Origin of the sequence: Pseudomonas sp. NPDC007930 (assembly GCF_042958985.1) — a bacterium.
Taxonomy (GTDB): domain Bacteria; phylum Pseudomonadota; class Gammaproteobacteria; order Pseudomonadales; family Pseudomonadaceae; genus Aquipseudomonas.
Map to the genome: position 1 here is coordinate 290,322 of NZ_JBIBKC010000003.1, position 23,219 is coordinate 313,540.

General features: G+C 66.3%; 20 protein-coding genes. 8 read left to right on the top strand and 12 right to left on the bottom strand.

Features of this window, described 5'->3' with window-relative positions:
• Positions 1–128 precede the first annotated feature (128 nt).
• The 4 genes from ACFZCE_RS08850 to yrfG form a co-directional block, all read right to left on the bottom strand.
• A complete protein-coding gene (locus ACFZCE_RS08850; protein WP_390938062.1) occupies positions 129–2,471 on the bottom strand; it encodes an FdhF/YdeP family oxidoreductase in 2,343 nt (780 codons plus the stop codon).
• Positions 2,468–3,304: a formate dehydrogenase accessory sulfurtransferase FdhD gene (gene fdhD / locus ACFZCE_RS08855; RefSeq protein WP_390938064.1), complete on the bottom strand. Its 837-nt coding sequence runs from the start codon at positions 3,302–3,304 to the stop codon at positions 2,468–2,470. Before fdhD ends, ACFZCE_RS08850 begins: the two co-directional genes overlap by 4 nt.
• Before the next feature lie 93 nt (positions 3,305–3,397).
• Positions 3,398–4,282, bottom strand: a complete 885-nt coding sequence (locus ACFZCE_RS08860; RefSeq protein WP_390938066.1) for a LysR substrate-binding domain-containing protein — start codon at positions 4,280–4,282, stop codon at positions 3,398–3,400.
• 22 nt (positions 4,283–4,304) lie between these two features.
• The gene (yrfG, locus tag ACFZCE_RS08865; protein WP_390938067.1) at positions 4,305–4,967 is read right to left on the bottom strand and encodes a GMP/IMP nucleotidase; all 663 of its coding nucleotides are present in this window, start codon (positions 4,965–4,967) and stop codon (positions 4,305–4,307) included.
• Positions 4,968–5,038: 71 nt separating this feature from the next.
• Here yrfG and nudE point away from each other — a divergent pair, with 71 nt between their 5' ends.
• Both nudE and cysQ read left to right on the top strand, forming a co-directional pair.
• The gene (gene nudE, locus ACFZCE_RS08870; protein WP_390938069.1) at positions 5,039–5,605 is read left to right on the top strand and encodes an ADP compounds hydrolase NudE; all 567 of its coding nucleotides are present in this window, start codon (positions 5,039–5,041) and stop codon (positions 5,603–5,605) included.
• The gene (gene cysQ / locus ACFZCE_RS08875) at positions 5,602–6,432 is read left to right on the top strand and encodes a 3'(2'),5'-bisphosphate nucleotidase CysQ (RefSeq protein ID WP_390938071.1); all 831 of its coding nucleotides are present in this window, start codon (positions 5,602–5,604) and stop codon (positions 6,430–6,432) included. Before nudE ends, cysQ begins: the two co-directional genes overlap by 4 nt.
• Here the strand turns inward: cysQ and ACFZCE_RS08880 are convergent.
• From ACFZCE_RS08880 to rfbB, 7 genes are all read right to left on the bottom strand, one after another.
• A complete protein-coding gene (locus ACFZCE_RS08880; RefSeq protein ID WP_390938072.1) occupies positions 6,421–6,861 on the bottom strand; it encodes a YiiD C-terminal domain-containing protein in 441 nt (146 codons plus the stop codon). The two genes, cysQ and ACFZCE_RS08880, sit on opposite strands and share 12 nt — an antisense overlap.
• A gap of 9 nt (positions 6,862–6,870) precedes the next feature.
• Positions 6,871–8,250: a sigma 54-interacting transcriptional regulator gene (locus ACFZCE_RS08885; protein WP_390938074.1), complete on the bottom strand. Its 1,380-nt coding sequence runs from the start codon at positions 8,248–8,250 to the stop codon at positions 6,871–6,873.
• Positions 8,247–10,067, bottom strand: coding sequence for an ATP-binding protein (locus tag ACFZCE_RS08890; RefSeq protein WP_390938075.1), 1,821 nt, complete (start codon positions 10,065–10,067; stop codon positions 8,247–8,249). The genes ACFZCE_RS08885 and ACFZCE_RS08890 overlap by 4 nt, the downstream gene beginning before the upstream one ends.
• 290 nt (positions 10,068–10,357) lie before the next feature.
• Complete coding sequence (gene rfbD / locus ACFZCE_RS08895) at positions 10,358–11,224, bottom strand: dTDP-4-dehydrorhamnose reductase (protein WP_390938077.1); 867 nt, start codon at positions 11,222–11,224, stop codon at positions 10,358–10,360.
• On the bottom strand, positions 11,221–11,769 hold the full coding sequence (gene rfbC, locus ACFZCE_RS08900; protein ID WP_390938078.1) for a dTDP-4-dehydrorhamnose 3,5-epimerase: 549 nt from the start codon (positions 11,767–11,769) through the stop codon (positions 11,221–11,223). Before rfbC ends, rfbD begins: the two co-directional genes overlap by 4 nt.
• The gene (gene rfbA, locus ACFZCE_RS08905) at positions 11,766–12,638 is read right to left on the bottom strand and encodes a glucose-1-phosphate thymidylyltransferase RfbA (RefSeq protein WP_390938079.1); all 873 of its coding nucleotides are present in this window, start codon (positions 12,636–12,638) and stop codon (positions 11,766–11,768) included. The genes rfbC and rfbA overlap by 4 nt, the downstream gene beginning before the upstream one ends.
• On the bottom strand, positions 12,635–13,717 hold the full coding sequence (gene rfbB, locus ACFZCE_RS08910) for a dTDP-glucose 4,6-dehydratase (protein ID WP_390938081.1): 1,083 nt from the start codon (positions 13,715–13,717) through the stop codon (positions 12,635–12,637). Before rfbB ends, rfbA begins: the two co-directional genes overlap by 4 nt.
• Positions 13,718–13,938: 221 nt before the next feature.
• Here rfbB and ACFZCE_RS08915 point away from each other — a divergent pair, with 221 nt between their 5' ends.
• The 5 genes from ACFZCE_RS08915 (at position 13,939) to ACFZCE_RS08935 (ending at position 21,117) form a co-directional block, all read left to right on the top strand.
• Positions 13,939–16,842, top strand: coding sequence for an aminotransferase (locus tag ACFZCE_RS08915; protein WP_390938083.1), 2,904 nt, complete (start codon positions 13,939–13,941; stop codon positions 16,840–16,842).
• A 408-nt stretch (positions 16,843–17,250) separates the two neighbouring features.
• Entirely contained in the window at positions 17,251–18,129 is an 879-nt protein-coding gene (gene aguB, locus ACFZCE_RS08920; protein WP_390938085.1) for an N-carbamoylputrescine amidase, read from the top strand.
• A 5-nt stretch (positions 18,130–18,134) separates the two neighbouring features.
• Positions 18,135–19,232, top strand: a complete 1,098-nt coding sequence (gene aguA / locus ACFZCE_RS08925; protein ID WP_390938087.1) for an agmatine deiminase — start codon at positions 18,135–18,137, stop codon at positions 19,230–19,232.
• Positions 19,233–19,403: 171 nt separating this feature from the next.
• Positions 19,404–19,598 (top strand): hypothetical protein, encoded by a 195-nt coding sequence (locus tag ACFZCE_RS08930; protein WP_390938089.1) that lies wholly within the window; start codon positions 19,404–19,406, stop codon positions 19,596–19,598.
• 250 nt (positions 19,599–19,848) lie between these two features.
• Positions 19,849–21,117 (top strand): OprD family outer membrane porin, encoded by a 1,269-nt coding sequence (locus tag ACFZCE_RS08935; RefSeq protein ID WP_390938092.1) that lies wholly within the window; start codon positions 19,849–19,851, stop codon positions 21,115–21,117.
• Positions 21,118–21,168: 51 nt separating this feature from the next.
• Here the strand turns inward: ACFZCE_RS08935 and ACFZCE_RS08940 are convergent, their stop codons facing one another.
• Entirely contained in the window at positions 21,169–21,867 is a 699-nt protein-coding gene (locus tag ACFZCE_RS08940) for a DapH/DapD/GlmU-related protein (RefSeq protein ID WP_390938094.1), read from the bottom strand.
• A gap of 178 nt (positions 21,868–22,045) precedes the next feature.
• Between ACFZCE_RS08940 and ACFZCE_RS08945 the strand changes: the two genes are divergently transcribed.
• On the top strand, positions 22,046–23,080 hold the full coding sequence (locus ACFZCE_RS08945) for a lectin MOA-related protein (protein WP_390938096.1): 1,035 nt from the start codon (positions 22,046–22,048) through the stop codon (positions 23,078–23,080).
• The last annotated feature ends 139 nt before the right edge of the window (positions 23,081–23,219 follow it).

Here is a 23,219-nt window from a genome sequence, read left to right on the forward strand (position 1 = left end):
CTTGCCACTCCCGTGCGTTTGACCGGGAAACCTGTAGCAAGGCCGTTACATGCCGCGCAGCTTATCCGCGCACCAGGGCTTTATGCCAGTACCGTGATCGGGTTTTTCAGCCCTTTCATCGCCTGGCTTCAGATGATCCGCGCGCTCTCGCTGGCGCGTTCCACGCGTATCGCGACGAACTTCGAGGTCGGCGTGTGGCTACCCGTGCCAACGCTCTCCAGCGGCACCAGCGGGTTGGTTTCCGGGTAGTAGGCCGCGGCCTGGCCGGCCGGCATGTCGTACGGCAGCAGGGTGAAGCCCTTGACCCGCCGCTCGCGGCCGTCTTCCCACACGGTGACCAGGTCGACCTTCTGCTCTGGCTGGAAGCCCAGGCGGATGATGTCGGCCTCGTTGGCGAACACCACGTCGCGCTGGCCACGTACGCCGCGGTAGCGGTCGTCCATGCCATAGATGGTGGTGTTGTACTGGTCGTGGGAGCGGAACGTTTGCAGGATCAGGTCCGGCACCAGGCCAGTGGCGTGAACCTTCTCATGCAACAGGTCGCTGGGCAGCGCGTTGGGCTTGAAGTTGGCGCGCCCGGACGGGGTGTTCCAGCGCCGCGCCGCGGCGCTGTTGCCGAGGTAGAAGCCGCCCGGGTGGTTGAGCTTGACGTTGAAGTCGGTAAAGCCCGGGATGGTGTCGGCGATCAAGTCGCGGATGCGGTTGTAGTCGGCGATCACCCAGTCCCAGTCCACCGGGTGGTTGCCCAGGGTGGCCTTGGCCATGCCGGCGACGATCGCCGGCTCCGAGCGCATCTGCTCGGAAATCGGCCGCAACTGGCCGAACGAGGCGTGCACCATGCTGAACGAGTCTTCCACGGTGACCGCCTGCGGGCCTTCGCCCTGCAGGTCGATGTCGGTGCGGCCGAAGCACGGCAGGATCAACGCGTCCTTGCCGTGGATCAGGTGGCTGCGGTTGAGCTTGGTGCTGATCTGCACGGTGAGGTCGCAGTTGCGCAGCGCTTCGGCGGTGCGTGGGCTGTCTGGGGTGGCCTGCACGAAGTTGCCACCCAGGCCGATGAACACCTTGGCGCGGCCGTCGAGCATGGCGTGGATCGCTTCGACCACGTTATGGCCGTTGTGCCGCGGCACCTTGAAGGCAAAGCGTTTTTCCAGCGCCTCGAGCAGGAACGCCGGCGGGCGTTCGTTGATGCCCATGGTGCGGTCGCCCTGCACGTTGCTGTGGCCGCGCACCGGGCACAGGCCCGCGCCCGGCTGGCCGAGGTTGCCGCGCAGCAGCATCAGGTTGGCGATTTCCTGGATGGTCGGCACCGAATGGCGATGTTGGGTAATGCCCATCGCCCAGCACATGATCACCCGCTTGGCGCTGGCGTACATGCGCGCGGCCTGCTCGATCTCGTACAGCGGCAGGCCGGATTGGGCAACGATCTGCTCCCAGGGGGTGGCGTCGACCACCGCCAGGTATTCCTCGGCGGTGGCGGTGTGGGCGTTGATGAAGTCGTGGTCGAACACCGCCGCATCGCCGTTGGCCTGGGCTTCGCGTTCCCACTGCAGGAGGAACTTGGCCATGCCGCGCAGGATGGCCATGTCACCGCCCAGCGCCGGGCGGAAGTACGCCGTGTTGGTCGGCTCGGACCCGTTGGTGAGCATTTCCAGCGGGTGCTGTGGGTGCTGGAAGCGTTCCAGGCCGCGCTCTTTGAGCGGGTTGATGCACACCACCTGGGCGCCACGCTCCACGGCCTCGCGCAGCGGTTCGAGCATACGCGGGTGGTTGGTGCCGGGGTTCTGGCCCCAGACGAAAATCGCGTCGGCGTGTTCGAAGTCAGCGAAGGTCACCGTGCCCTTGCCCACCCCCACGCTTTGCGACAGCGCCACGCCACTGGCTTCGTGGCACATGTTCGAGCAGTCGGGGAAGTTGTTGGTGCCAAAGGCGCGCACGAACAACTGATACAGGTAGGCCGCTTCGTTGCTGGCCCGGCCGGAGGTGTAGAACTCGGCTTGGTCGGGGCTTTCGAGGTTTTTCAGGTGGCGGGCGATCAGGCCGAAGGCCTCGTCCCAGCTCACCGCCTTGTAACGGTCGGTGGCGGCGTCGTACATCATCGGGTGGGTTACCCGCCCTTGGTACTCCAGCCAGTAATCACTCTGCTCAAGCAGCGAGGTCACGCTGTGGCGGGCGAAGAAGGCCGGGTCTACGCGGCGCTTGGTCGCTTCCCAGTTCACCGCCTTGGCGCCGTTCTCGCAGAACTTCACCATGCCGCTTTCAGGCGAGTCGCCCCAGGCGCAACCGGGGCAGTCGAAGCCGCCGTTCTGGTTGGTCTTGAGCATCGTGCGGATGTTTTTCAGCGCATTGCCGCTGCGCAGCCAGGCGGTGGTCACGCTCTGCAATGCGCCCCAGCCGGCGGCGGCGCCGCTGTAGGGCTTGTAGCGGGGGGCAGAGGCGGGGGCGCGGGTGTCGAGTTTGTCGGTGCTCATGCGTGCTTCTCCAACGCGGGGCTATACACCCGCGGCGCACTGTGATGCGGCAAGTGAATGAGGTTGAGGTTGTGCCGCCGTGCCCATTGCACGGCAAGGCCTGTGGGGGCAGACAAGCTGACCAGGGTGTGCAGGCCGGCGCGCAGGGCTTTGTGAATCAGCTCCAGGCTGCAGCGGCTGGTGACCACGGCGAGGCCGCCGTGGCTGCTGATGCGCTGGCGCGCCAGCGCACCGATGAGTTTGTCCAGGGCGTTGTGCCGGCCGATGTCTTCACGGCCGAAGCGCAGCGTGCCTTGGGCGTCCATGAACACCGCCGCGTGCACCGCGCCGCTGTGCTGGCCCAGTGGCTGGAACTCGCCGAGGCGCTGGCGCAGGCCCACCAGCCACTCGGCCGGGGGCAGGGCGGCGGGGGCGAGGCTGGCCAGTTCGGGCAGCGCCTGCTCCACCGCCTCGACCCCGCACAGCCCGCAGCCGCTGGTGCCGGCCAACTGCCGGCGGTGGTCTTTCAGGGCCCAGAAGGCCCGGCTGGAAATCTCCACCTCGGCCTGATACGCCGCGCCGCAGCCCGCCACTTGCACGCTGTAGATGTCGGCGGCGGCGGTGACGATGCCGCTGCCCAGGCTGAAGCCGACCACGAAGTCTTCGAGGTCGGTCGGGGTGACCATCATCACGGCCTGGCTGATGCCGTTGTAGGCGATCGCCAGCGCGATTTCGTCTGCCAACAGGGTGCTGGCAGCGGGCGCCTGTTCGAGGCTGCTGTAGGTATACGGCTGGCTGGCCTGGGTGGGCTGCGGCGGGGCAGGCACCACCAGGGCCGGGCGCTTGGCAGGCATGGCGTGGCAACCGGCAGAGGTTTGATTTCAGCCTATGCCGGTTTGCCGGGGGCGTCTAATCGCTAGTGCCGATACGCCGATAGAGCGCGTCGATCACTCCTCGAAGCCGCGCTGGCAGAAGGCGAAGCAGGCCTCGGCGAGGGCCGAACGCGGCGCGCTGCGGCGCATGATCAAGCCCAGGCTGGCAAGGTTGCTGCCCTGGTCGAGCGGCTGCAGGCGCAGGTGCTCGGTGAGCGCCTCAAGGCCGCCGTCCAGCGGCATGATCGCGCAGCACAGGCCGCCGTGAACCGCTTGCAGCAATTGGTGCACGGCGTCGGTTTGCAGCAGCGGTTGCGGCGCCAGGCCGCGGCTGCCGAAGGCGTGGTCGATCGACTGGCGAAACTGCATGCTGTTGGTGAGCATGCCCAGCGGCAAGGCGGCCACCGCCTCCCAGCTCAAGGGCTGCTCGCCGAAGTCGAAGTGCCGTTCGTCGTAGAGCAGGCCCATGCGGGTTTCGCACAATGGCAGCGCTTCGAAGCGGTCGTTGTCGAGTTGTTCGAGGAACGACACGCCCAGGTCGATGCGGTTGCTCGCCAGGTGTTCGAGGATCTGCTCGGCGCTCAGCGCGCTCAACTCGAAGCGCAGCTGCGGGTGCTCGGCGTGCAGGCCGGTGAGCAACGGCACCGGGTCAAAGCTCGACAGCGGCACCACGCCCAGGCGCAGGGTGCCGACCAGGTGCCCGCGGCAGGCGGCGGCCTCGGCGTGCAGGCCGTCGTAGGCCGCCAGCACGCTGCGGGCCCAGGCCAGCACTCGCTCGCCGGGGGCGGTAAAGCCTTCGAAGCGCTGGCCGCGCACCACCAACGGCAGTTCGAGTTCTTCCTCCAGGTTGCGCAGGCGCATTGACAGCGTCGGCTGGGTGATGTGGCAGCGCGCCGCGGCCTGGCCGAAGTGGCGGGTTTCGTCCAGGGCGATGAGGAACCGCAGTTGCTTGATGTCCATCGGGCTTCCTTGAAGCAGCCGGTTACAGGCCGGCGGCCAGGGTGGCGTAGTCGTCTACCGCGTCGAACTCTTCGGTGTCCTTGGCCGGCTGGCTGCTGTCCGGGGCTTTTACCGCGAGCAGGTGGCCAATGCCGAAAGTGCGGGCACTGCGCAGGATCGGCAGGGTATCGTCGATGAACAGGCAGCGTTCCGGGGCGAAGCCCAGCTCGCCGTGCAAGGCTTGCCAGAAGGCTTGGGCCTCCTTGGGGTAGCCGTAGTCGTGAGAGCTGATCAGCCGTTCGAACCAGGGTTCGAGGGCGACTTTTTCAAGTTTCAGCGCCAGCACGTCGCGGTGCGCGTTGGTGATCAGCACCACCCGCTTGCCCGCCTCGCGCAGCGCCCGCAGGAACGCCAGCGCGCCGGGGCGCTCGCCGATGCGCTCGGCGGTTTCGCGCTTGAGTTCACGCACCGGCAGGTTCAGCTCGCGGGTCCAGAAGTCCAGGCAATACCAGTTCAGGGTGCCGGCATGGTCCCTGAACAAGGTGCCCATCGCCGCGTCGGCGGCTTCGCGGGTCACGCCGTGCAGCTGCGCATAGCGCTGCGGCAGGTGGGTCAGCCAGAAGTGGCTGTCGTAATGCAGGTCGAGCAAGGTACCGTCCATGTCGAGCAACACGGTGTCGATATTTGACCAGTCGAGTACGGCCATGGTGGGGCCTCGGGCAGGTGAAAAGGCGATAGCCCATGTATAGTAACTCGTTCACGCCAAGGAGCTCCGCCATGCGCCAGAAACCCACCGTTCTCGCTCGCGAAATCGTTGCCAGCAGCCGGATATTCCGTGTTGAACAGGTGCAACTGCGCTTCAGCAACGGCGTGGAACGGGTGTACGAGCGCTTGGTGGGGCGCGGTACCGGCCATGGCGCGGTGATGATCGTCGCCATGCTCGACGCCGACCACGCGGTGCTGGTCGAGGAGTACTGCGGCGGCACCGACACCTATGAGCTGTCGTTGCCCAAAGGGCTGATCGAGCCTGGCGAGGACGTACTGGCCGCCGCCAACCGTGAATTGAAAGAAGAGGCCGGCTACGGCGCCCGCCAGCTTGAACACCTGACCGAGCTCTCGCTCAACCCCGGCTACATGAGCCAGAAAATCCAGGTGGTGCTGGCCACCGACCTGTACGAGGAGCGCCTCGAAGGCGACGAGCCCGAGCCGATGCGGGTAGACAAGGTCAACCTGCGGCAGCTGTCGAGCCTGGCGCAGAACAGCCAGTTCAGCGAGGGCCGCGCGTTGGCCGCGCTGTACCTGGTGCGCGACCTGCTCGCCGAGCGCGCGGCGGCGCGCCCATGAACTACCCGCACCCACTGCTCGAGGGCGTGATTGCCCTCACCGCCGAAGCCGGCCGCGCCATCGTGCCGTTCTGGCGCACCGAGGTGGCGGTCACCGCCAAGCAGGACGACTCCCCGGTAACCGCCGCGGACCTCGCCGCCCATGAGGTGATCGTGCGGGGCTTGCGCGCGCTGGCGCCGCACATCCCGGTGTTGTCGGAGGAAGACGCCAACATCCCGCTGGAAGAACGCGCCCAGTGGCAGCAATGGTGGCTGGTCGATCCGCTCGACGGTACCAAGGAATTCATCGCCGGCAGCGAGGAGTTCACCGTCAATATCGCCCTGATCGAAGCCGGCCGGGTGGTGTTCGGCGTGGTCGGCATGCCGGTGAACGGCCGTTGCTGGTTCGGCGGCGCGGGCCTCGGCGCTTGGCGCTGCGAACCTGGCCAGGCGCCGCAACCGGTGCGGGTGCGCCAGCAGCCCGCGGCCGGGCAGGCCTTTACCGTGGTCGCCAGCCGGCGCCACACCAGCGAGCGGCAGCAACGTTTGCTCGAGGGCTTGGCTGGGGTGGTGGGTGAGTTGGAGCGGGTGAACGTGGGCAGTTCGTTGAAGTTTTGCCTGGTGGCCGAAGCCAGCGCCGATTGCTACCCGCGCCTGGCGCCGACCTCGCAGTGGGACACCGCCGCCGCCCAGGGCGTGCTCGAAGGCGCCGGCGGTGAGGTGCTGGGCCTGGACGGCACGCCCTTCAGCTACCCGGCGCGGGCCAGCCTGCTCAACGACTTCTTTATCGCGCTGCCCGCCGGCGTGGCCTGGAAGGCCCCGCTGCTGGCACTCACTTCAGCGGTGTAGCACGTACTGCCCGGTGAACCTTACCGCCGGCTCGCTTTGCCCAGCCTCGACCAGGTAGGTGGCCAGTTCGATGCGCGCCCGGCCATGGCGCCGCCAGGTCGTCAAGAAGCGCTGCCACAGCGCCGGCGCTGGCGCCTCGCAGATGGCTAGCGCGTCGCCGCGCACCGGCAGCGGGTACTGAATGTGCCCATCCTGGATCACGATATGCCCGCCGTGCTCGCCGGCCTCGAGCAGGGCCAGGTGCAGCCAGCCCCAACCCGCCAGCACTGCGCCGCAATACAGGCTGCCACCGAACAGCGTGTGCTTGTGGTTCACGTTCGGCGCCAGCGGCAGGCCGAGGGCCAAGCGGCCCGCGGCCCAGCTTTGCACGGTCAGGCCTAGCTCGCGGGTCAGGGGGATGTCGCGGTGCAGCAGGGTTTCGAGGTCCATCGCGGGGCCTTATTCAGGGTCGTCGCCGGCGGCAAAGTGCAGGCCGTGCTTGCGCAGTTTGTCGTGCAGGGTTTTGCGCGGCATGCCCAGCGCCTCGGCCAGGCTGCGCAGAGAAGTGTGCGGCTTGGCCATTTCCTCGAGGATCAGGCTGCGCTCGAAGCGCTCGACCTGCTCGGCCAGGCTGTTGCTGGCACTGGCCTCCAGGGCGGGCGCCTGCGGGGCGTCGCTATCCAGCGCCAAGTCCAGCCCAAGGGCGTAGCGCTCGGCGGCGTTCTGCAGCTCGCGCACGTTGCCCGGCCAGGCGTGGCGCATCAGTTGCGCGCGCGGCGCCGGGGCCAGCTCGCGGTAGGGCAGGCCATGGCGCTCGGCGGCGCTGCCGGCGTAATGCTGGAACAACAGCAGGATGTCTTCGCCACGCTCGCGCAGCGGCGGGATGCGCAGCGAGGCCACGTTCAGCCGGTAGTACAGGTCGGCGCGAAAGCGCCCTTGGTCGGCGGCCTGGCGCAGGTCTTCTTTGGTGGCGGCGATCACCCGGATGTCGAGGCGGATCTGCTGGTTGCCGCCCAAGCGTTCGACTACCCGCTCCTGCAACAGGCGCAGCAGCTTGACCTGCACATCCAGGCTCATGCTTTCGATTTCATCGAGAAACAGCGTGCCGCCGTTGGCGAACTCAAACTTGCCGATGCGGCGTTTTTGCGCCCCGGTAAAGGCCCCGGGCTCGTGGCCGAACAGCTCGCTTTCGACCACAGACTCGGCCAGGGCGCCGGCGTTGATCGCCACGAACGGCCCGTTGCGCCGGCTTGAAAGGTCGTGCAGGGCGCGGGCGACCACCTCTTTGCCAGCGCCGGTTTCACCGAGGATCAGCACATCGGCGCGGGTGCCAGCCAGGGCGCCGACCTGGTCGCGCAGGCGCGCCATCTGCACCGAGTTGCCCACCAGCCGCGCGCCCAGCGCTTGGTCGTCGCCGCTGGCCAGGCGCAGGTGGCGGTTGCCAAGGGTCAGCCGGCGCAGGCTTAGGGCCCGGCGCACGCTGTCGAGCAGGGCTTCGTTGGCGAAGGGCTTTTCGAGAAAGTCATAGGCGCCGGCGCGCATGGCCTGCACTGCCAGCGGCACGTCGCCGTGGCCGGTGATCAACAGCACGGGGAGGTCTGGGTCGACGCCGCGCAGCTTGTCGAGCAATTGCAGGCCATCGAGGCCAGGCATGCGGATGTCGCTGACGATCACCCCGGGCCAATCCTTGCCGATGCGCTCGGCCAGGCCATTGGCCTCGCCCAAGGGGAGGATCTTCAGCCCGGCGAGGTCGAGGGTTTGCGCCAGCGCCCGGCGCAGGTGGGGGTCGTCGTCGACCAGCACCACCTCCACGGCGGGGTCGATGCGCTCGGTGGTCATGCGAATTCCTCGGGAGGTTGAAGGTTGGCGCCCGGCCGCGCCGCGCGCAGGCGCAGGGTCAGCAGGGCGCCGCCTTGCGGGTGGTTGGCCAGCAGCAGCTCACCGCCCAGGGCACGCATCAGCGTATCGCAAATGGCCAGGCCCAGGCCAAGGCCCTGGGTGCGGGTTTTGGTGGTGAAGAACGGTTCGCGGGCGTGGGCCAGGGCTTCACGGGTGAACCCCGGGCCGTTGTCGCGCAGGTGCAGGGCCACGCCGTCGGCGGTTTTTTCCGCGCTGATCCACAGGCAGCGCGGGTTGGCTTTTTCGGTCAGGGCATCGAGGGCATTGGCCAGCAGGTTACCGAGCACCTGGCGCAGGCGGGTTTCGCCGGCCTGCACCCACAGGGGCGCGTCTGGCAGGTCGCGAATCAGCTCTACGCCCATCGCCCGGCGGCGCTTGGCCAGCAGCGCCAGGGCGTCTTCGAGGGCCGGCTGCAGCGCCACGCTTTCTGGCGCATGGTGGTCGCGGCGGGCGAAGGCGCGCAGGTGGGCGATGATCGAGGCCATGCGCGAGGTGAGCTCGCCAATCAGCTTGAGGTTGCCGCGGGCGTCGTCGGTGCGCTGGTGGTCGAGCAGCACTTCGGCGTTTTCGGCGTAGCTGCGGATGGCCGCCAGCGGTTGGTTCAGCTCATGGCTGATGCTTGCCGACATCGTGCCCAGGGCGGTCAGCTTGCTCGCCTGGACCAGTTCGTCCTGGGCCTGCACCAGCTTTTGCTGGGCGTGTTCGCGCTCGAGCACTTCTTGCTTGAGGCGGTTGTTCAGCCGCTCCAGGGCGCCGGTACGCTCTACCACGCGCACTTCAAGCTCATGGCGGGCGCGGCCTTCGAAGGCGATGCGGTCAAGGTAGTTGCGCCGCCGCTGCATCATCAGGCCCAGGGCCAGCATCAGCACCAGCAGCGCCCCGGCGGCGGTGGCCAGCACGCTGCGCACCGGGCGGTCGACCAGGCTGTGCGGCGCCAGCAGGTTGACCGTCCAGCCGGTTTCGCTGATGGCGCGGCTTTGGATCACCCAAGCGGTGGCATCCAGCGCCAGGGGCTGCGGGTCGCGGGTGGGGTAGGCGAGGTTGGCCTCGATGGCCTGGCTTTCCTGCGCGGTCAAGGCGCGGGTGGCGCGGTAGCGCCAGTCAGGGCGCGAGGTGAGGATCACCACCCCGTACTGGTCGGTCAGCGCCAGTTGCTCGGGGGTTTTGCCCCACAGCCGTTCGGTGTGGTCGAGGTCGACCTTCACCACCAGCGCGCCGATCACTCGCTCGCCGTCGCGGATCGCCGCGGCGAAGAAGTAGCCGCGCTTGGCCGAGGTGGTCCCCAGGCCGAAGAAGCGCCCCAGGTGCCCGGCCATGGCGTCGCGGTAATACGGGCGGAAGGCGAAGTTGCGGCCCACGAAGGAGTCTTTCTGGTCCCAGTTGGAGGCCGCCAGGGTGTCGCCGGAGGTGTTCATCAGGTACATCACCTCGGCGCCGGTTTGCTGGGTGATGTCTTTGAGCAAACGGTTGGCGCCGTCGATCGCCTCGCCGCTGCCAGGGGCGGCCAGGGCCTGGCGCAGCGGCGGCAGCCCGCCGAGGATCTGCGGCAGGGTTTCGTAGCGGTGCAGGATGCCCAACAGGTTGGCCACGTAAAGGTCGAGGGTCTGGCGGTTCTGGCTGGCCAGCTCACCGCGGTAGTAGCGCTCGGCAAGGTGCTGCACCGGCCACAGTAGCGGGGCGAGGCACAGGGCGAGGATGGCCAGGCTGCGCCAGCGAGGGCGGCGTGGCAGGGCGGGGGCGAGGAGTTGGGCAGGCATGGGGGGATTATGCCCGAGGCGTTGGGCTAATGCGCGCCTACCACTCGCCAGCACAACGCCTTACCTCTTGGGAGGCTGGCTGTGCCGTAATGCTGTTCACTTAAGCAATCAGAGCGCCAAATCGGGGGTAAAAAGCCCTGATTACTTCAGGTGGTTTCACTGAGCGCATGACCTGACTGGCCCATCGCCCGGCACAGCCGGCCTCCCACGGGTTGGGTATTGCTGCGTAAATCAATGGCTTATACAAATCTGGTGGGAGGCCGGCTGTGCCGGGCGAAGGGCCCTGAAGCCTAGCGCTCAGCCAAACAGGCGAGCAGCGCAGTGTGCCAGTCCGGCAGGCTTACGCCCCATTCTTGGGCCAGCTTCGAGCAGTCGAGCCGTGAGTTCAGCGGGCGCTTGGCCGGGGTGGGGTAGTCGGCCGTGCTGATCGGCGCGAGGGTGGCGCACGGCTTGCCGGCGGCGCGCAACTGGGCGCCGATGGCTTCGGCGAAGCCGAACCAGGAGGTTTCGCCGCCCGCGGCGAGGTGGTACACACCCCAGGCGCCGGGGTTGCCGCCCTGCCAGCGTTCAATCAGTTGGCGGGTACTGGCGGCGATGGTGCCGGCCCAGGTGGGCGCGCCCACCTGGTCGGCGACCACGCGCAGCTCGGGTTTTTCTTGCAGCAGGCGCTGCATGGTCAGCAGGAAGTTCTTGCCCTGCCGCGAGTACACCCAACTGGTGCGTAGCACCAGGTGCGCGCCACCCACGGCGGCAATGGCCTGCTCACCGGCCAGCTTGCTGGCGCCGTACACGCCCAGCGGGGCGGTAGGGTCAGTTTCGACATAACGGCCAGCCTTGCTGCCGTCGAACACGTAATCGGTGGAGTAGTGCAGCAGCGGCACGCCCAGCTCGGCGGCCTCCTCGGCAAGTACACCGGGCGCGTTGGCGTTCACGGCAAAGGCGTCGGCCTGGTCCGTTTCGGCTTTGTCTACCGCGGTGTAGGCCGCCGGGTTGATGATCAACCCGGGGCGCTCCCGGCGCACGGCCTGGCGGATCGCCTCGGGCTGGCGCAGGTCTAGCGCCTGGCTGCCCAAGGCGACCACCTCACCCAGGCCTTGCAGCGCGCGCTGCAGTGCCTGGGTAACTTGGCCGTGCTCACCGGTGATGAGGATCTTCATTCAAAAACGTCCGCGTCTCTGAACCGTTTGCCTTGCAGGTCCTTGGCAGACAATTGCGGCTCGATGCCACCCAGCTGCCAGTCGATGGCGAGGTCTGGGTCATCCCAAGCGATGCTACGCTCGGCGCTGGGGTTGTAGTAGTCCGTGGTTTTATACAGGAATTCAGCGTAATCGCTAAGCACCGCGAAACCATGGGCGAACCCTGGCGGAATGTAGAACTGCTGGTGGTTGCTGGCCGACAACCGCGCACTGACCCACTGGCCAAAGGTGGGCGAGCTTTTGCGGATGTCTACCGCGATGTCGATCACCTCGCCGGCCACTACCCGCACCAGCTTGCCCTGGGGGTTTTGCAGTTGATAGTGCAGGCCGCGCAACACACCTTTGCGCGAGCGCGAGTGGTTGTCTTGCACGAACGGCAAGGCCACCCCGGTGGCTTCCTGGAACACCTTTTCGTTGAAGCTCTCGAAGAAGAACCCGCGCTCGTCGCCGAACACCTTCGGCTCGATCAGCAGCACTTCCGGGATGGCGGTAGGGGTCACTTTCATCGGTCGTCTCTCGCCAGGCTGAACAGGTATTGGCCGTAGCCGGTTTTGCCAAAGGCCTCGGCGCGCACCAGCAACTGGGTTTCGTCGATCCAGCCATGCTGGTAGGCGATTTCTTCCAGGCAGGCAACCTTCAGGCCCTGGCGGTGCTCCACGGTTTGCACGTACTGCGAGGCTTCGAGCAGGCTGTCGTGGGTGCCGGTGTCGAGCCAGGCGAAGCCGCGGCCGAAACGCTCTACGCGCAGGTCTCCGCGGTCGAGGTAGGCGTTGTTGACGTCGGTGATTTCCAGCTCGCCGCGTGGCGAAGGCTTCACGTTCTTGGCGATCTGCACCACGTCGTTATCGTAGAAGTACAGGCCGGTGACCGCGTAGCTCGACTTCGGTTTTTTCGGTTTTTCCTCGATCGACAGCGCCTTGCCGGCGGCGTCGAACTCCACCACGCCGAAGCGTTCAGGGTCTTTCACCCAGTAGCCGAACACCGTGGCCCCGGTAGGCTCGGCGATGGCGCGCTTGAGCTGGTCGGAGAAGTGCTGGCCGTGGAAGATGTTGTCGCCCAGCACCAGGCACACCGAGTCATCGCCAATGAACTGCTCGCCGATCAGGAACGCCTGCGCCAGGCCATCGGGCGAGGGCTGCTCGGCGTAGCTGAAGTGCACGCCGAACTGGCTGCCGTCGCCCAACAGGTTGCGGAACTGCGGCAGGTCGAGCGGGGTGGAGATGATCAGGATCTCGCGAATACCCGCCAGCATCAGCACCGAGATCGGGTAGTAGATCATCGGTTTGTCGTAGATCGGCAGCAGTTGCTTGGAAACGCCGAGGGTAATGGGGTGTAAGCGGGTGCCGGAGCCGCCGGCCAGTACGATGCCTTTCATGCGATCAAGTCCTTGTGTTCGGTGTTGCCGAGGCGTTCGCGTTGGTAGCTGCCATCCTGGACATGGCTGCACCAGTCCTTGTTGGCCAGGTACCACTGCACGGTTTTGCGCAGGCCGGTTTCGAAGGTTTCCGCCGGGACCCAGCCCAGGTCTTGCTTGATCTTGCTGGCGTCGATCGCGTAGCGCTGGTCGTGGCCGGGGCGGTCTTTGACGAAGGTGATGAGGTCGGCGTACTGGGCGACGCCGGCGGGGCGCTGCGGCGCCAGTTCATCGAGCAGGGCGCAGATGCCGCGCACCACGTCGATGTTCTGCTGCTCGTTATGGCCGCCAATGTTGTAGGTTTCGCCCACCTTGCCACGGCTGACCACCTCGACCAGTGCGCGGGCGTGGTCTTCGACGAACAGCCAGTCTCGTACCTGCTTGCCATCGCCGTACACCGGCAGCGGCTTGCCTTCGAGGGCGTTGAGGATCACCAGCGGAATGAGTTTTTCCGGGAAGTGGTACGGGCCGTAGTTGTTCGAGCAGTTGGTGATCAGCACCGGCAGGCCATAGGTGCGGTGCCAGGCGCGGACCAGGTGGTCAGACGCCGCCTTGCTCGCCGAATACGGCGAGCTGGGCGCGTAGGGCGTGGTTTCGAGGAACAGGTCGTCGACGCCGTGCAGGTCGCCGTACACCTCGTCGGTGGAGATGTGGTGAAAGCGAAACGCCTCGCGCTCGGCCGCGGGCAGCGCGGCCCAGTAGCCACGTACCGCCTCGAGCAGGGCGTAGGTGCCGACCACGTTGGTCTGGATGAACGCGCCGGGGCCGTCGATGGAGCGGTCGACGTGGGATTCGGCCGCCAGGTGCATCACCGCCTCGGGCTTGAAGCGGGCCAGCACCGCGCTGACCGTGGCCTGGTCGGCGATGTCGGCGCGGACGAATTCATAACGGGTGTTGTGGGCGATGGGCTGCAGGGATTCGAGGTTGCCTGCATAGGTGAGCTTGTCGAGGTTCAGGACGTCGTGCTGGGTGTTGGCGATCAGGTGCCGTACCACAGCCGAGCCGATGAAACCTGCGCCGCCGGTGACGAGAATTCTCATGAGGGTGCCTATAGTCCTTGAAGTCGACGGGGGGCCTTGCTTCGTACTCGAAACGGTTCAGCGGTACTGTGTGGTGAACCGCCGGGGCGCGCAAGTTTGATCGGTCGGCAAACCGTTCAGCGCTGGCAATTTGACGTTGCTTTGCCTTCACCCTTGGGGCCTTGCGCAAAGGCCCCTGACCGTGGCGTTATTGGCGCCTTAAAACTGCCGAGGTTGCCCCGATGCCGCTGCACACCCTCACCCACCGAACCGGCCTGGCCGCCCCCAACCTGAGCGAAGCTCAGGCGCTAGAGCTGTTGCAAGCGCATTATAGGTTGGCCGGTGAGCTTCGCCCACTGGGCAGCCAGCAGGACCAGAACTTCCTGCTGGTCAGCCCGGCCGGGCGCTTCGTGATGAAAATCTGCCGCGCGGCGTATGCCGAGGCCGAATTACAGGCGCAGCACTGTGCCCTCGAGCATTTGGCCGGGCAAGGTTTACCCGTGGCTAAAGTGGTGCCGGATATTACCGGCAACGGCCTGCTGGCGATCGAACTGGGCGGTGAAGGTTACTGGGTGCGGCTGTTGAGCTACCTCAGCGGCGAACCGCTGACCCAACGCCCGTACCTGGGCCCGGCGCTGGTGGCGCGCCTGGGTACGCTGGCCGGGCAGGTCAGCCAGGGCCTGGCCGGCTTCGATCACCCCGGCCTCGCCCGTGCCTTGCAGTGGGACCCTAAGCACCTGCCGGCGGTGGCCGAACACCTGTTGCCGGTGCTGGCCGGGGCCCCCCGCCAGGCGCAGGTCGCCGAGTGGGTGGCGCAGGCCTGGGCGGCCTTGGCGCCGCTTGTGGCGCAACTGCCGGAGCAAGCGGTGCACCTGGACCTCACCGACGACAACAGCGTGTGGCTGCGCGATGCCGAACGCCACTGGCAGCCGGCCGGGATCATCGATTTCGGCGACCTGGTGCGCACCTGGCGGGTGGCGGAGCTGGCGGTAAGCTGCTCGGCGCTGTTGCACCATGGCCATGGCGACCCGTGGGTGATCCTCCCCGCGGTGCGCGCCTTCCATGCCCAGGCGCCGCTGAGCCTGGCCGAGGCGCGGGCGTTGTGGCCGATCATCGCCGGGCGCGCCGCGGTGCTGGTGCTCAGCTCTGCCCAGCAGTTGGCGCTAGACCCTGATAACCAGTACATCCGCGACAACGTCGCCCACGAATGGGCGATTTTCGACACCGCCCGTTCGCTGCCGATGGCGCTGATGGAGCAGGCGATCCTCCAGGCCTGTGCACTGCCACCGGCGGCCGCGCCGGCCACGCCGTGCCTGCCGCTGTTCCCCCAGGTGGCCGCCGGCAGCGTGCGCAGCGTGGACCTCGGCGTGCTCAGCCCGCACTGGCAGGCCGGCAACTGGGAGGCACCCGGCAGCGAAGCGCGGTTGCTGGCCGAGCTGGCCGGCACGGGCGTGGCCAGCACCCGCTATGGCGAGTACCGCCTGGCGCGCACCCAGCCGGATTGCGCCGAGGCGCCAGAAACCTTCGCCCTGCACGTGCAACTGCGGTTGCCCGCCGGCAGCCCGCTGCAGGCGCCGTTTGCCGGGGTGTGGCAGCTCGGCGCCGAGGGCCGTGCATGCCTGCAGGGCACCGGCCAGTGGCTGTGGCTCAGCGGCCTGGTGCCCAGCGTTGGCGAAGGTGAAACGGTGGCGGCCGGGCAGCCCCTGGGCCGCGCCGGCGACAGCGTGACCGTGCAACTGGCCGCCCCTGGCCTTACGCCGCCGCTGTTCTGCAGCGCCGCCCGCGCCCAGGCCTGGGCGGCGTTGTGCCCAGCGCCGGCGGCGGTGCTCGGCTGGGCCTGCGAGGCCCCCGCCGAAGACGACGCCGGCCAATGGCTGGCGCGCCGCGACGCCAGCTTCGCTCGCTCGCAAAAACACTATTACCAGGCGCCGCCGCGCATCGAACGCGGCTGGCGCAACCACCTGATCGACCTGCAAGGCCGCTCTTACCTCGACATGCTCAACAACGTGGCGGTGCTCGGCCACGGCCACCCGCGCATGGCCGAGGTGGCGGCGCGGCAATGGTCGCTGCTGAACACCAACTCGCGCTTTCACTACGCGGCCATCGCGGAGTTTTCCGAGCAATTGCTGGCCAAGGCCCCGGCGGGCATGGACCGGGTGTTTCTGGTCAACAGCGGCACCGAGGCCAACGACCTGGCGATCCGCCTGGCCTGGGCCTATAGCGGCGGGCGCGACGTGCTCAGCGTGCTCGAGGCCTACCACGGCTGGTCGGTGGCCACCGACGCCATCTCCACGTCCATCGCCGACAACCCCCAAGCCCTGGAAACCCGCCCCGGCTGGGTGCACCCGGTGGTGGCGCCGAACACCTACCGCGGCGTTCACCGTGGCCCCGGCAGCACTGCGGCCTACCTCGAAAGCGTCGACGCCAAGCTGGCCGCCATCGACCAGGCCGGGCGCCCCTTGGCGGGGTTCATTTGTGAGCCGGTGTACGGCAACGCCGGCGGCATCGCCCTGCCGCCGGGCTACCTCGAGCAGGTGTACGCCAAGGTGCGCGCCCGTGGCGGCCTGTGCATCGCCGATGAAGTACAGGTGGGCTATGGCCGCCTGGGCGAATACTTCTGGGGCTTCGAGGAGCAGGGCGTGGTGCCCGACATCATCACCATGGCCAAGGGCATGGGCAACGGCCACCCGCTGGGCGCGGTGATCACCCGCCGCGAAGTGGCCGAGGCGCTGGAAGCCGAGGGGTACTTTTTCTCCTCCGCTGGCGGCAGCCCGGTGAGTTGCCAGATCGGCATGGCGGTGCTCGATGTGATGGCCGAAGAAGGCCTGTGGGCCAACGCTCGCGACACCGGCCGCTACTTCAAGGCGCGCCTCGAAGAACTGGTAGCACGCTTCCCCCTGGCCGGCGCGGCCCACGGTTCGGGCTTTTACCTGGGCCTGGAACTGGTGCGCGACCGCGCCACGCTGGAGCCGGCCACTGAAGAAACTGCCCTGTTGTGCGAGCGCCTGCGCGAGCTGGGGATCTTCATGCAGCCCACCGGTGACCACCTGAACATCCTCAAGATCAAGCCGCCGATGAACACCACCCGGCGCAGCGTGGACTTTTTCGTCGACAGCGTGGCGAAGGTACTGGAGGAGGGGCTTTAGGCTTCGGGGCCTCCCACGGGGTGAGCACATCACCGCACCGGTGGGAGGCCGGCTACGCCGTAATGCTGTTCACCTAAGCAACTTCACGGCCTCGTGGAGGGCATGAACATGTGAGCTTTGCTGATTTTGTGCATGAGCTTCAGGGCCCATCGCCCGGCACAGCCGGAGTGCCGGACCATGGCCTCCCACCAGATTTGTGCAAGCCATTGATTCACGAGGCAACACAGAACCCGTGGGAGGCCGGCTGTGCCGGGCGATAGGCCATTAGCAACAGCACAAATAACCGATTTTAATCTGCTTTATTTAGTATTTATTTCCTATAAATCCATTGCAAACCCTTCTAAATACGATTTTTATCGGCTATAAATTCGGCTCTTCATACCTGCTGCCCGCCGATCAGGAGAGATCATGAGCCGCCTCGTCACCGTAGCCGCCACCCAGATGGCCTGTACCTGGGACCGCCAGGGCAATATCGCCCGCGCCGAAAAACTGGTTCGCGCCGCCGCCGCCGAGGGCGCGCAGATCATCTTGATCCAGGAGCTGTTCGAGGCGCCGTACTTCTGCCAGAAGCCCAACCCGGATTACCTGCAACTGGCCACCGCGGTGGAGGCCAACGCCGCCATCGCACATTTCCAGCAGGTGGCCCGTGAGCTGCAAGTGGTGCTGCCGATCAGCTTCTACGAGCTGGCCGGCCGGGCCCGCTTCAACAGCGTCGCGATCATCGACGCCGACGGGCAGAACCTCGGCACTTATCGGAAAAGCCACATCCCCGACGGCCCCGGCTACCACGAGAAGTACTACTTCAACCCCGGCGACACGGGCTTTAAGGTGTGGCAAACCCGCTACGCGAAAATCGGCGTGGGCATCTGCTGGGACCAGTGGTTCCCCGAGTGCGCGCGCAGCATGGCGCTGCTGGGCGCCGAGGTGCTGTTCTACCCCACCGCCATCGGCAGCGAGCCGCACGACCCCACCATCAGCTCCCGCGACCACTGGCAGCGCGTGCAGCAAGGCCATGCCGGCGCCAACCTGATGCCGCTGGTGGCCAGCAACCGCATCGGCCGCGAAGAACAAGACGGCTACGCGATCACCTTCTATGGTTCTTCGTTCATTGCCGATCAGTTCGGCGCCAAGGTGCAGGCCCTCGGCGAGGCCGAAGAAGGCATACTGGTGCACACCTTTGACCTCGACCGGCTCGAGCACACTCGCGCCGCCTGGGGCAGCTTCCGCGACCGCCGGCCCAACCTGTATGGCCCGGTCAAAACCCTTGATGGTTCTCTGGAGTCGTAATCACCATGGCAACCCTGACCACCACCCCACGCGCCGACGGCTTCCACATGCCCGCCGAATGGGCGCCCCACAGCCAGACCTGGATGGTCTGGCCCGAGCGCCCCGACAACTGGCGCCTGGGCGGCAAGCCGGTGCAGGCCGCCCATGTGGCGCTGGCCAAGGCCATCGCCCGCTTCGAGCCGGTGACCGTGGCGGTGTCTGCCGCGCAGTTCAGCAACGCCCGGGCGCGGCTCGACGCGCCGAACATCCGCGTGGTCGAAATCAGTAACGACGACGCCTGGGTGCGCGACACCGGGCCGACCTTCGTGATCGACGGCAACGGCCAGGTGCGCGGCGTGGATTGGGCGTTCAACGCCTGGGGCGGCTTCGAGGGCGGGCTGTACAGCCCCTGGCAGCGTGACGACGAAGTGGCGCAGAAAATCCTCGAACTCGAGCACTGCGACCGCTACCGCACCGAGGGCTTCGTGCTCGAGGGTGGGTCTATCCATGTAGACGGCGAGGGCACCCTGGTCACTACCGAAGAGTGCCTGCTGAACCACAACCGCAACCCGCACCTGAACCGTGAGCAGATCGAAGCGGTGCTGCGCGAGCACTTGGCCGTGAGCACAATCGTTTGGCTGCCCGAGGGGCTGTACAACGACGAAACCAATGGCCATGTGGATAACTTCTGCTGTTTCGTCCGCCCGGGCGAAGTGTTACTGGCCTGGACAGATGATCCGAAAAGCCCCAACTACGAACGCTGCCAAGCCGCCCTGAAGGTGCTCGAAAGCAGCCGCGACGCCAAGGGCCGCCCCTTCATAGTGCACAAAATGCCCATCCCCGGGCCGCTGTATGCCACCCAGGAAGAATGCGACGGGGTCGACCTGGTGGCTGGTACCCAAGAGCGCAACCCCTCCGCGCGCCTCGCCGGCTCATACGTGAACTTCCTGATCGTCAATGGCGGGATCATCGCGCCGAGCTTCGATGACCCCCTCGACAGCGAAGCGAAAGCCTTGCTAGAGCAGTTGTTCCCGCAGCACCAGGTGGTGATGGTGCCCGGCCGCGAGCTGCTGCTCGGCGGCGGCAACATCCACTGCCTGACCCAGCAGCAACCGGCCGCGTAAGGCCAACCAGCCGCCCTTAGGGGCGGCTTTCAGGTAACGGCGCGCTTACCCGGGGGCGTGGCTGGCACAGGTTTTGTATTGTTGAGCAGGCTATTACATTGCGAAACGATATCGCGGATTTGTCATAAACATCGGATAGCTTGACCGCTCGTTTTACCGGGAGTGACCACCATGAATGTATCCAGTGGCTCGTTTCAGCCCAAACCTGATGCCGTATCGCTGCAACTGCTGGCCCAGTGGTTCAAGGCCAAGGGCGCAGTACCGTTCGACCATAAAGACCCCCGCAGCCTGATGGCCGACCGCTACCCCAGCGGGCTGTTCAGCGATGCCGAACTCGAAGCGCTGCTAGGTGTTTTCAAACCCTGATACAAAATCCCTTCTGATACGGCAGGCAGGATGCCTCTTGCCGTTGCGCTGTTTTCGCGGGTGGCCCGCGCACATCTCCAAATTGACACGTTAGTACCTGCTGGCTAGCATGCCGCCCCTGCGCGTGTGGGGGGAGCTCACCGTCGCCACTGCCCAGCCTACGAAGGCCCGCTAAGTATCTCCACTGGCGGGCCTTTTGTGTTTTGGGCAAGGCCGCACGCGCTGATAACTGCCAATAAGGAAAACAGTGATGTTGAAATTCCGTCTGGGCCTGACCGCCCTGAGCGTACTCGCCGCCGGCCAGGCCATGGCCAGCGACCAATCCGACGCCAAAGGTTTCGTCGAAGACAGCCACCTCGACCTGCTGCTGCGCAACGCGTACATCAGCCGTGACTACCAGCACAAGCAAGACAAAGCCGAATGGGGCCAGGGCTTCATCAGCCACTTCAGCTCTGGCTTTACCCAAGGCACCGTGGGCGTGGGCGTTGACGCCTTCGGCCTGTACGCCCTGCGCCTGGACGGCGGCAAGGGCCGTTCTGGGGCCCCCGGCATCGACTTCTTCAAGCAGGGCGATAGCGGCAACGCCGCCGGCGACATCGCCCGCGCCGGCGCCGCGGTGAAATTCCGCGTGTCGAACACCGTGCTCAAGTACGGCGACATGATGCCCACCCTGCCGGTACTGAACCACGACGACTCGCGCCTGCTGCCTGAAAGCTTCACCGGCACCATGATCACCTCCAAGGAGATCGCCGGCCTTGAGCTGAACGCCGGCCACTTCACCCGCGAAGCCCGCAAAAGCGCCGAAAACCCCGACAGCGGCGACCTCAAGCAGATCGACGTGCTGGGCGGCAGCTACAAGTTCACTGACAACCTCAGCGCCTCGCTGTACGCCTCCGACGTACAAGACCGCCTGAAGAAGCAGTACCTGGGCGCCACCTACGTGCTGCCGCTGCAGAACAGCCAGTCGCTGACCTTCGACTTCAACGGCTACCGCACCCACCTGGACCAAAGCTACGCTGACCAGCTCGGCACCGGCCAGGACAACAAGATCTGGAGCCTGGCGGCCACCTACGCCTTCGGCGCGCACTCGTTCACCCTGGCGCACCAGCGCAGCAGCGGCAGCACCGGTTACCAGTACGGCTGGTACCGCAACGCCGGCGGCGTGGGCGACGGCGGCAGCACGATCTTCCTGGCCAACTCCTACTGGTCGGACTTCAACGCCGAAGACGAGCGCTCCTGGCAGCTGGCCTACGGCCTGGACTTCACCCAGTACGGCGTGCCCGGCCTGACCTACCGCGTGGCCTACGTGCGCGGCGACAACATCCGCACCAACGACGGCGAAGGCACCGAGCGCGAGATCTTCAACCAGCTGCAGTACGTCGTACAAAGCGGCCCGGCCAAAGACCTCAAGCTGCGCCTGCGTGGCTCGTGGCTGCGCGTGTCGAACAACGCCAGCGACTACAACACCGACGGCAACGAAGTGCGCGCGTTCGTGGAGTACCCGATCAGCATCTTCTGATGCTGGCGATTGCGGGCCCCTCTCGGTTGCCGGGAGGGGCTTTGCCCGGTGTCAGGCCGCAACGGCCGCGCCCGCCCGGGCCCGGGCATGGTTCAAAAATGCCCCGATGTTGTCGCTGCACAGCAGCCCGACCACCGCCGCCACTTCCTCGCGTGGCCACAGCCACCATTCTGCCGCCAGCACCTCAGCCCGCACCGCCTCGTCGAAGCGCCAGCCAATCACCCGCGCCGGGTTGCCCGCCACGATCGCGTACGGCGGTACGTTGCGCGTTACCACCGCCCCCGCCGCCACCACCGCCCCATTACCCACCGTGACGCCACTCAAAATGGTGCAGCGCGAACACAGCCACACGTCGTGGCCGATCAGCACATCGCCGCGGGACTGGCTGGCATCGGCAATGTGCGCCGCCTCGCTCAGGTGCGAGGGGAAGGGGTAGGTGCTCACCCAATCGGTACGGTGGTGGCCGCCCAGCACGATCAACACTTCTTCGGCGATGGAGCAATAGTTGCCAATCACCAAGGTGGTGCCATCCCCAAACTCGCGCACCGCTGGCAGCCCATAGCTGCCGGGGCCGTAGCTGAAGCGTGGGTAGTGCTCATGGAAGATCACCTTGCCGCGGTCGAACGCCGGGATTTGCTTCAAGCGTTTTTTGTGCCGGCGCTTTTCAGCCTTGGGGCTGCTCCATTTAACGTAGAACGCCAAGGAAAAAAGCGCGGCGATAGAAAGGGCGAGGGCGGACCATTCAACCATAGGGGGGCTCCGGCAACGGGTGGGGCTTGTTTTTGTGCCGGCAGTGTAGCGACTTTGTTACATATGGAGAACGGCAGGCTTGGCCTCAGGGAAACCCTGCGGGTTGCCGCCACCACGCCCCTCGGCCACCCTCGCGCATTCCAGCTGGCACCCCGCCAGCCGCTGCAAAGGAATGCACATGAAACTGAACTACATCGGCCCTGAAGCCACTCCGCCATGGGACCAACTGGCCGCCCAGCAAATACCCCCGCCACCCCAGCGTTCACCTGAAGAGCACGACCCACCCGCGCCCGAGCCGTTGCCGCAAGACACCGCCATGGTCCTCAGCCGTGCCTTGCGCGTGCGCGACCTCAGCAGCTCGGATGCCTACGTGCTGAAAGACCAGCACGGCCGCGTGCTGTGCCTGCACAAGGGCGCCAAGGCAACCTGGGGGTGGGCTTTCATGGCGCAGTACGAGGAGTACTACCAAGCGGTTTACCCGATCACCTTCCGCTTTACCGGCAACCCGACCGATACCCGCGGCACCCTCAGCCTGACCGTCGACGGGCAAAGCTGGGCGATGTACGCCAATGGCCATGGCAAAGAAAATGAATGGGCCTTCTTCGGCGCGAGCAAGTGGCCCCACCACCCCCACACCAAGCTGATCGCCCGGCTCCAGCGCCAGGAGGCGGGCGAGCTGCCGAGGTTCGCGCTGTACTGGAACAACGAAGACACCCCCCTGTACCTGGCGGCCGGCGCTGATGGCTGGAACTGGCTGAAGTTCTCCGCCAGTGAGGCGGCACTGGAGTTCTCGCTGCACAAATTCTATGTGGTGCGCGAGAAAATCCCCGCGCTGCTCAAGGCCACCTGGCCGAACGCCAGCCTCGCCCACGCCGACCTGCGCGACGACCGCCACTGCGCTGCGGTGACCTACACACGGGCCCGCGCAATTTATGAAGAGTCTGGCCTGCGGCGGTTCACCTACAAGCCAGAGGTGTTCGACTGTGAAGACTTTTCCTACGTGTACAAGGCCGAGGCCAGTAAGCATGCGTACTTCGCCAAGGAAGACCTGCCCTACGCCATCGGCCTGCTGCGCGGCGTCAACGACCACGGCGGGCACGCGGTAAACCTGTTCATCGACCCGCGTGGGGAACTGAAGGTGCTCGAGCCGCAGGATGGGCGGATCAGTAATGCCAGGGAGTGGGAGTATGTGCCTACGGGGGTGGTGATTTAGGGCTGTGGGTTGTTAGTCGCTTTGTGTAGTTGTTCAGGTGCCTCCCACCAGATTTGTGTGGTGCTCGGTTTTCAGGGCAATGCACAAGCGGTGGGAGGCGGTTGTGGCGTAATGCTGTTCACTTGAGCCATTTCACTTT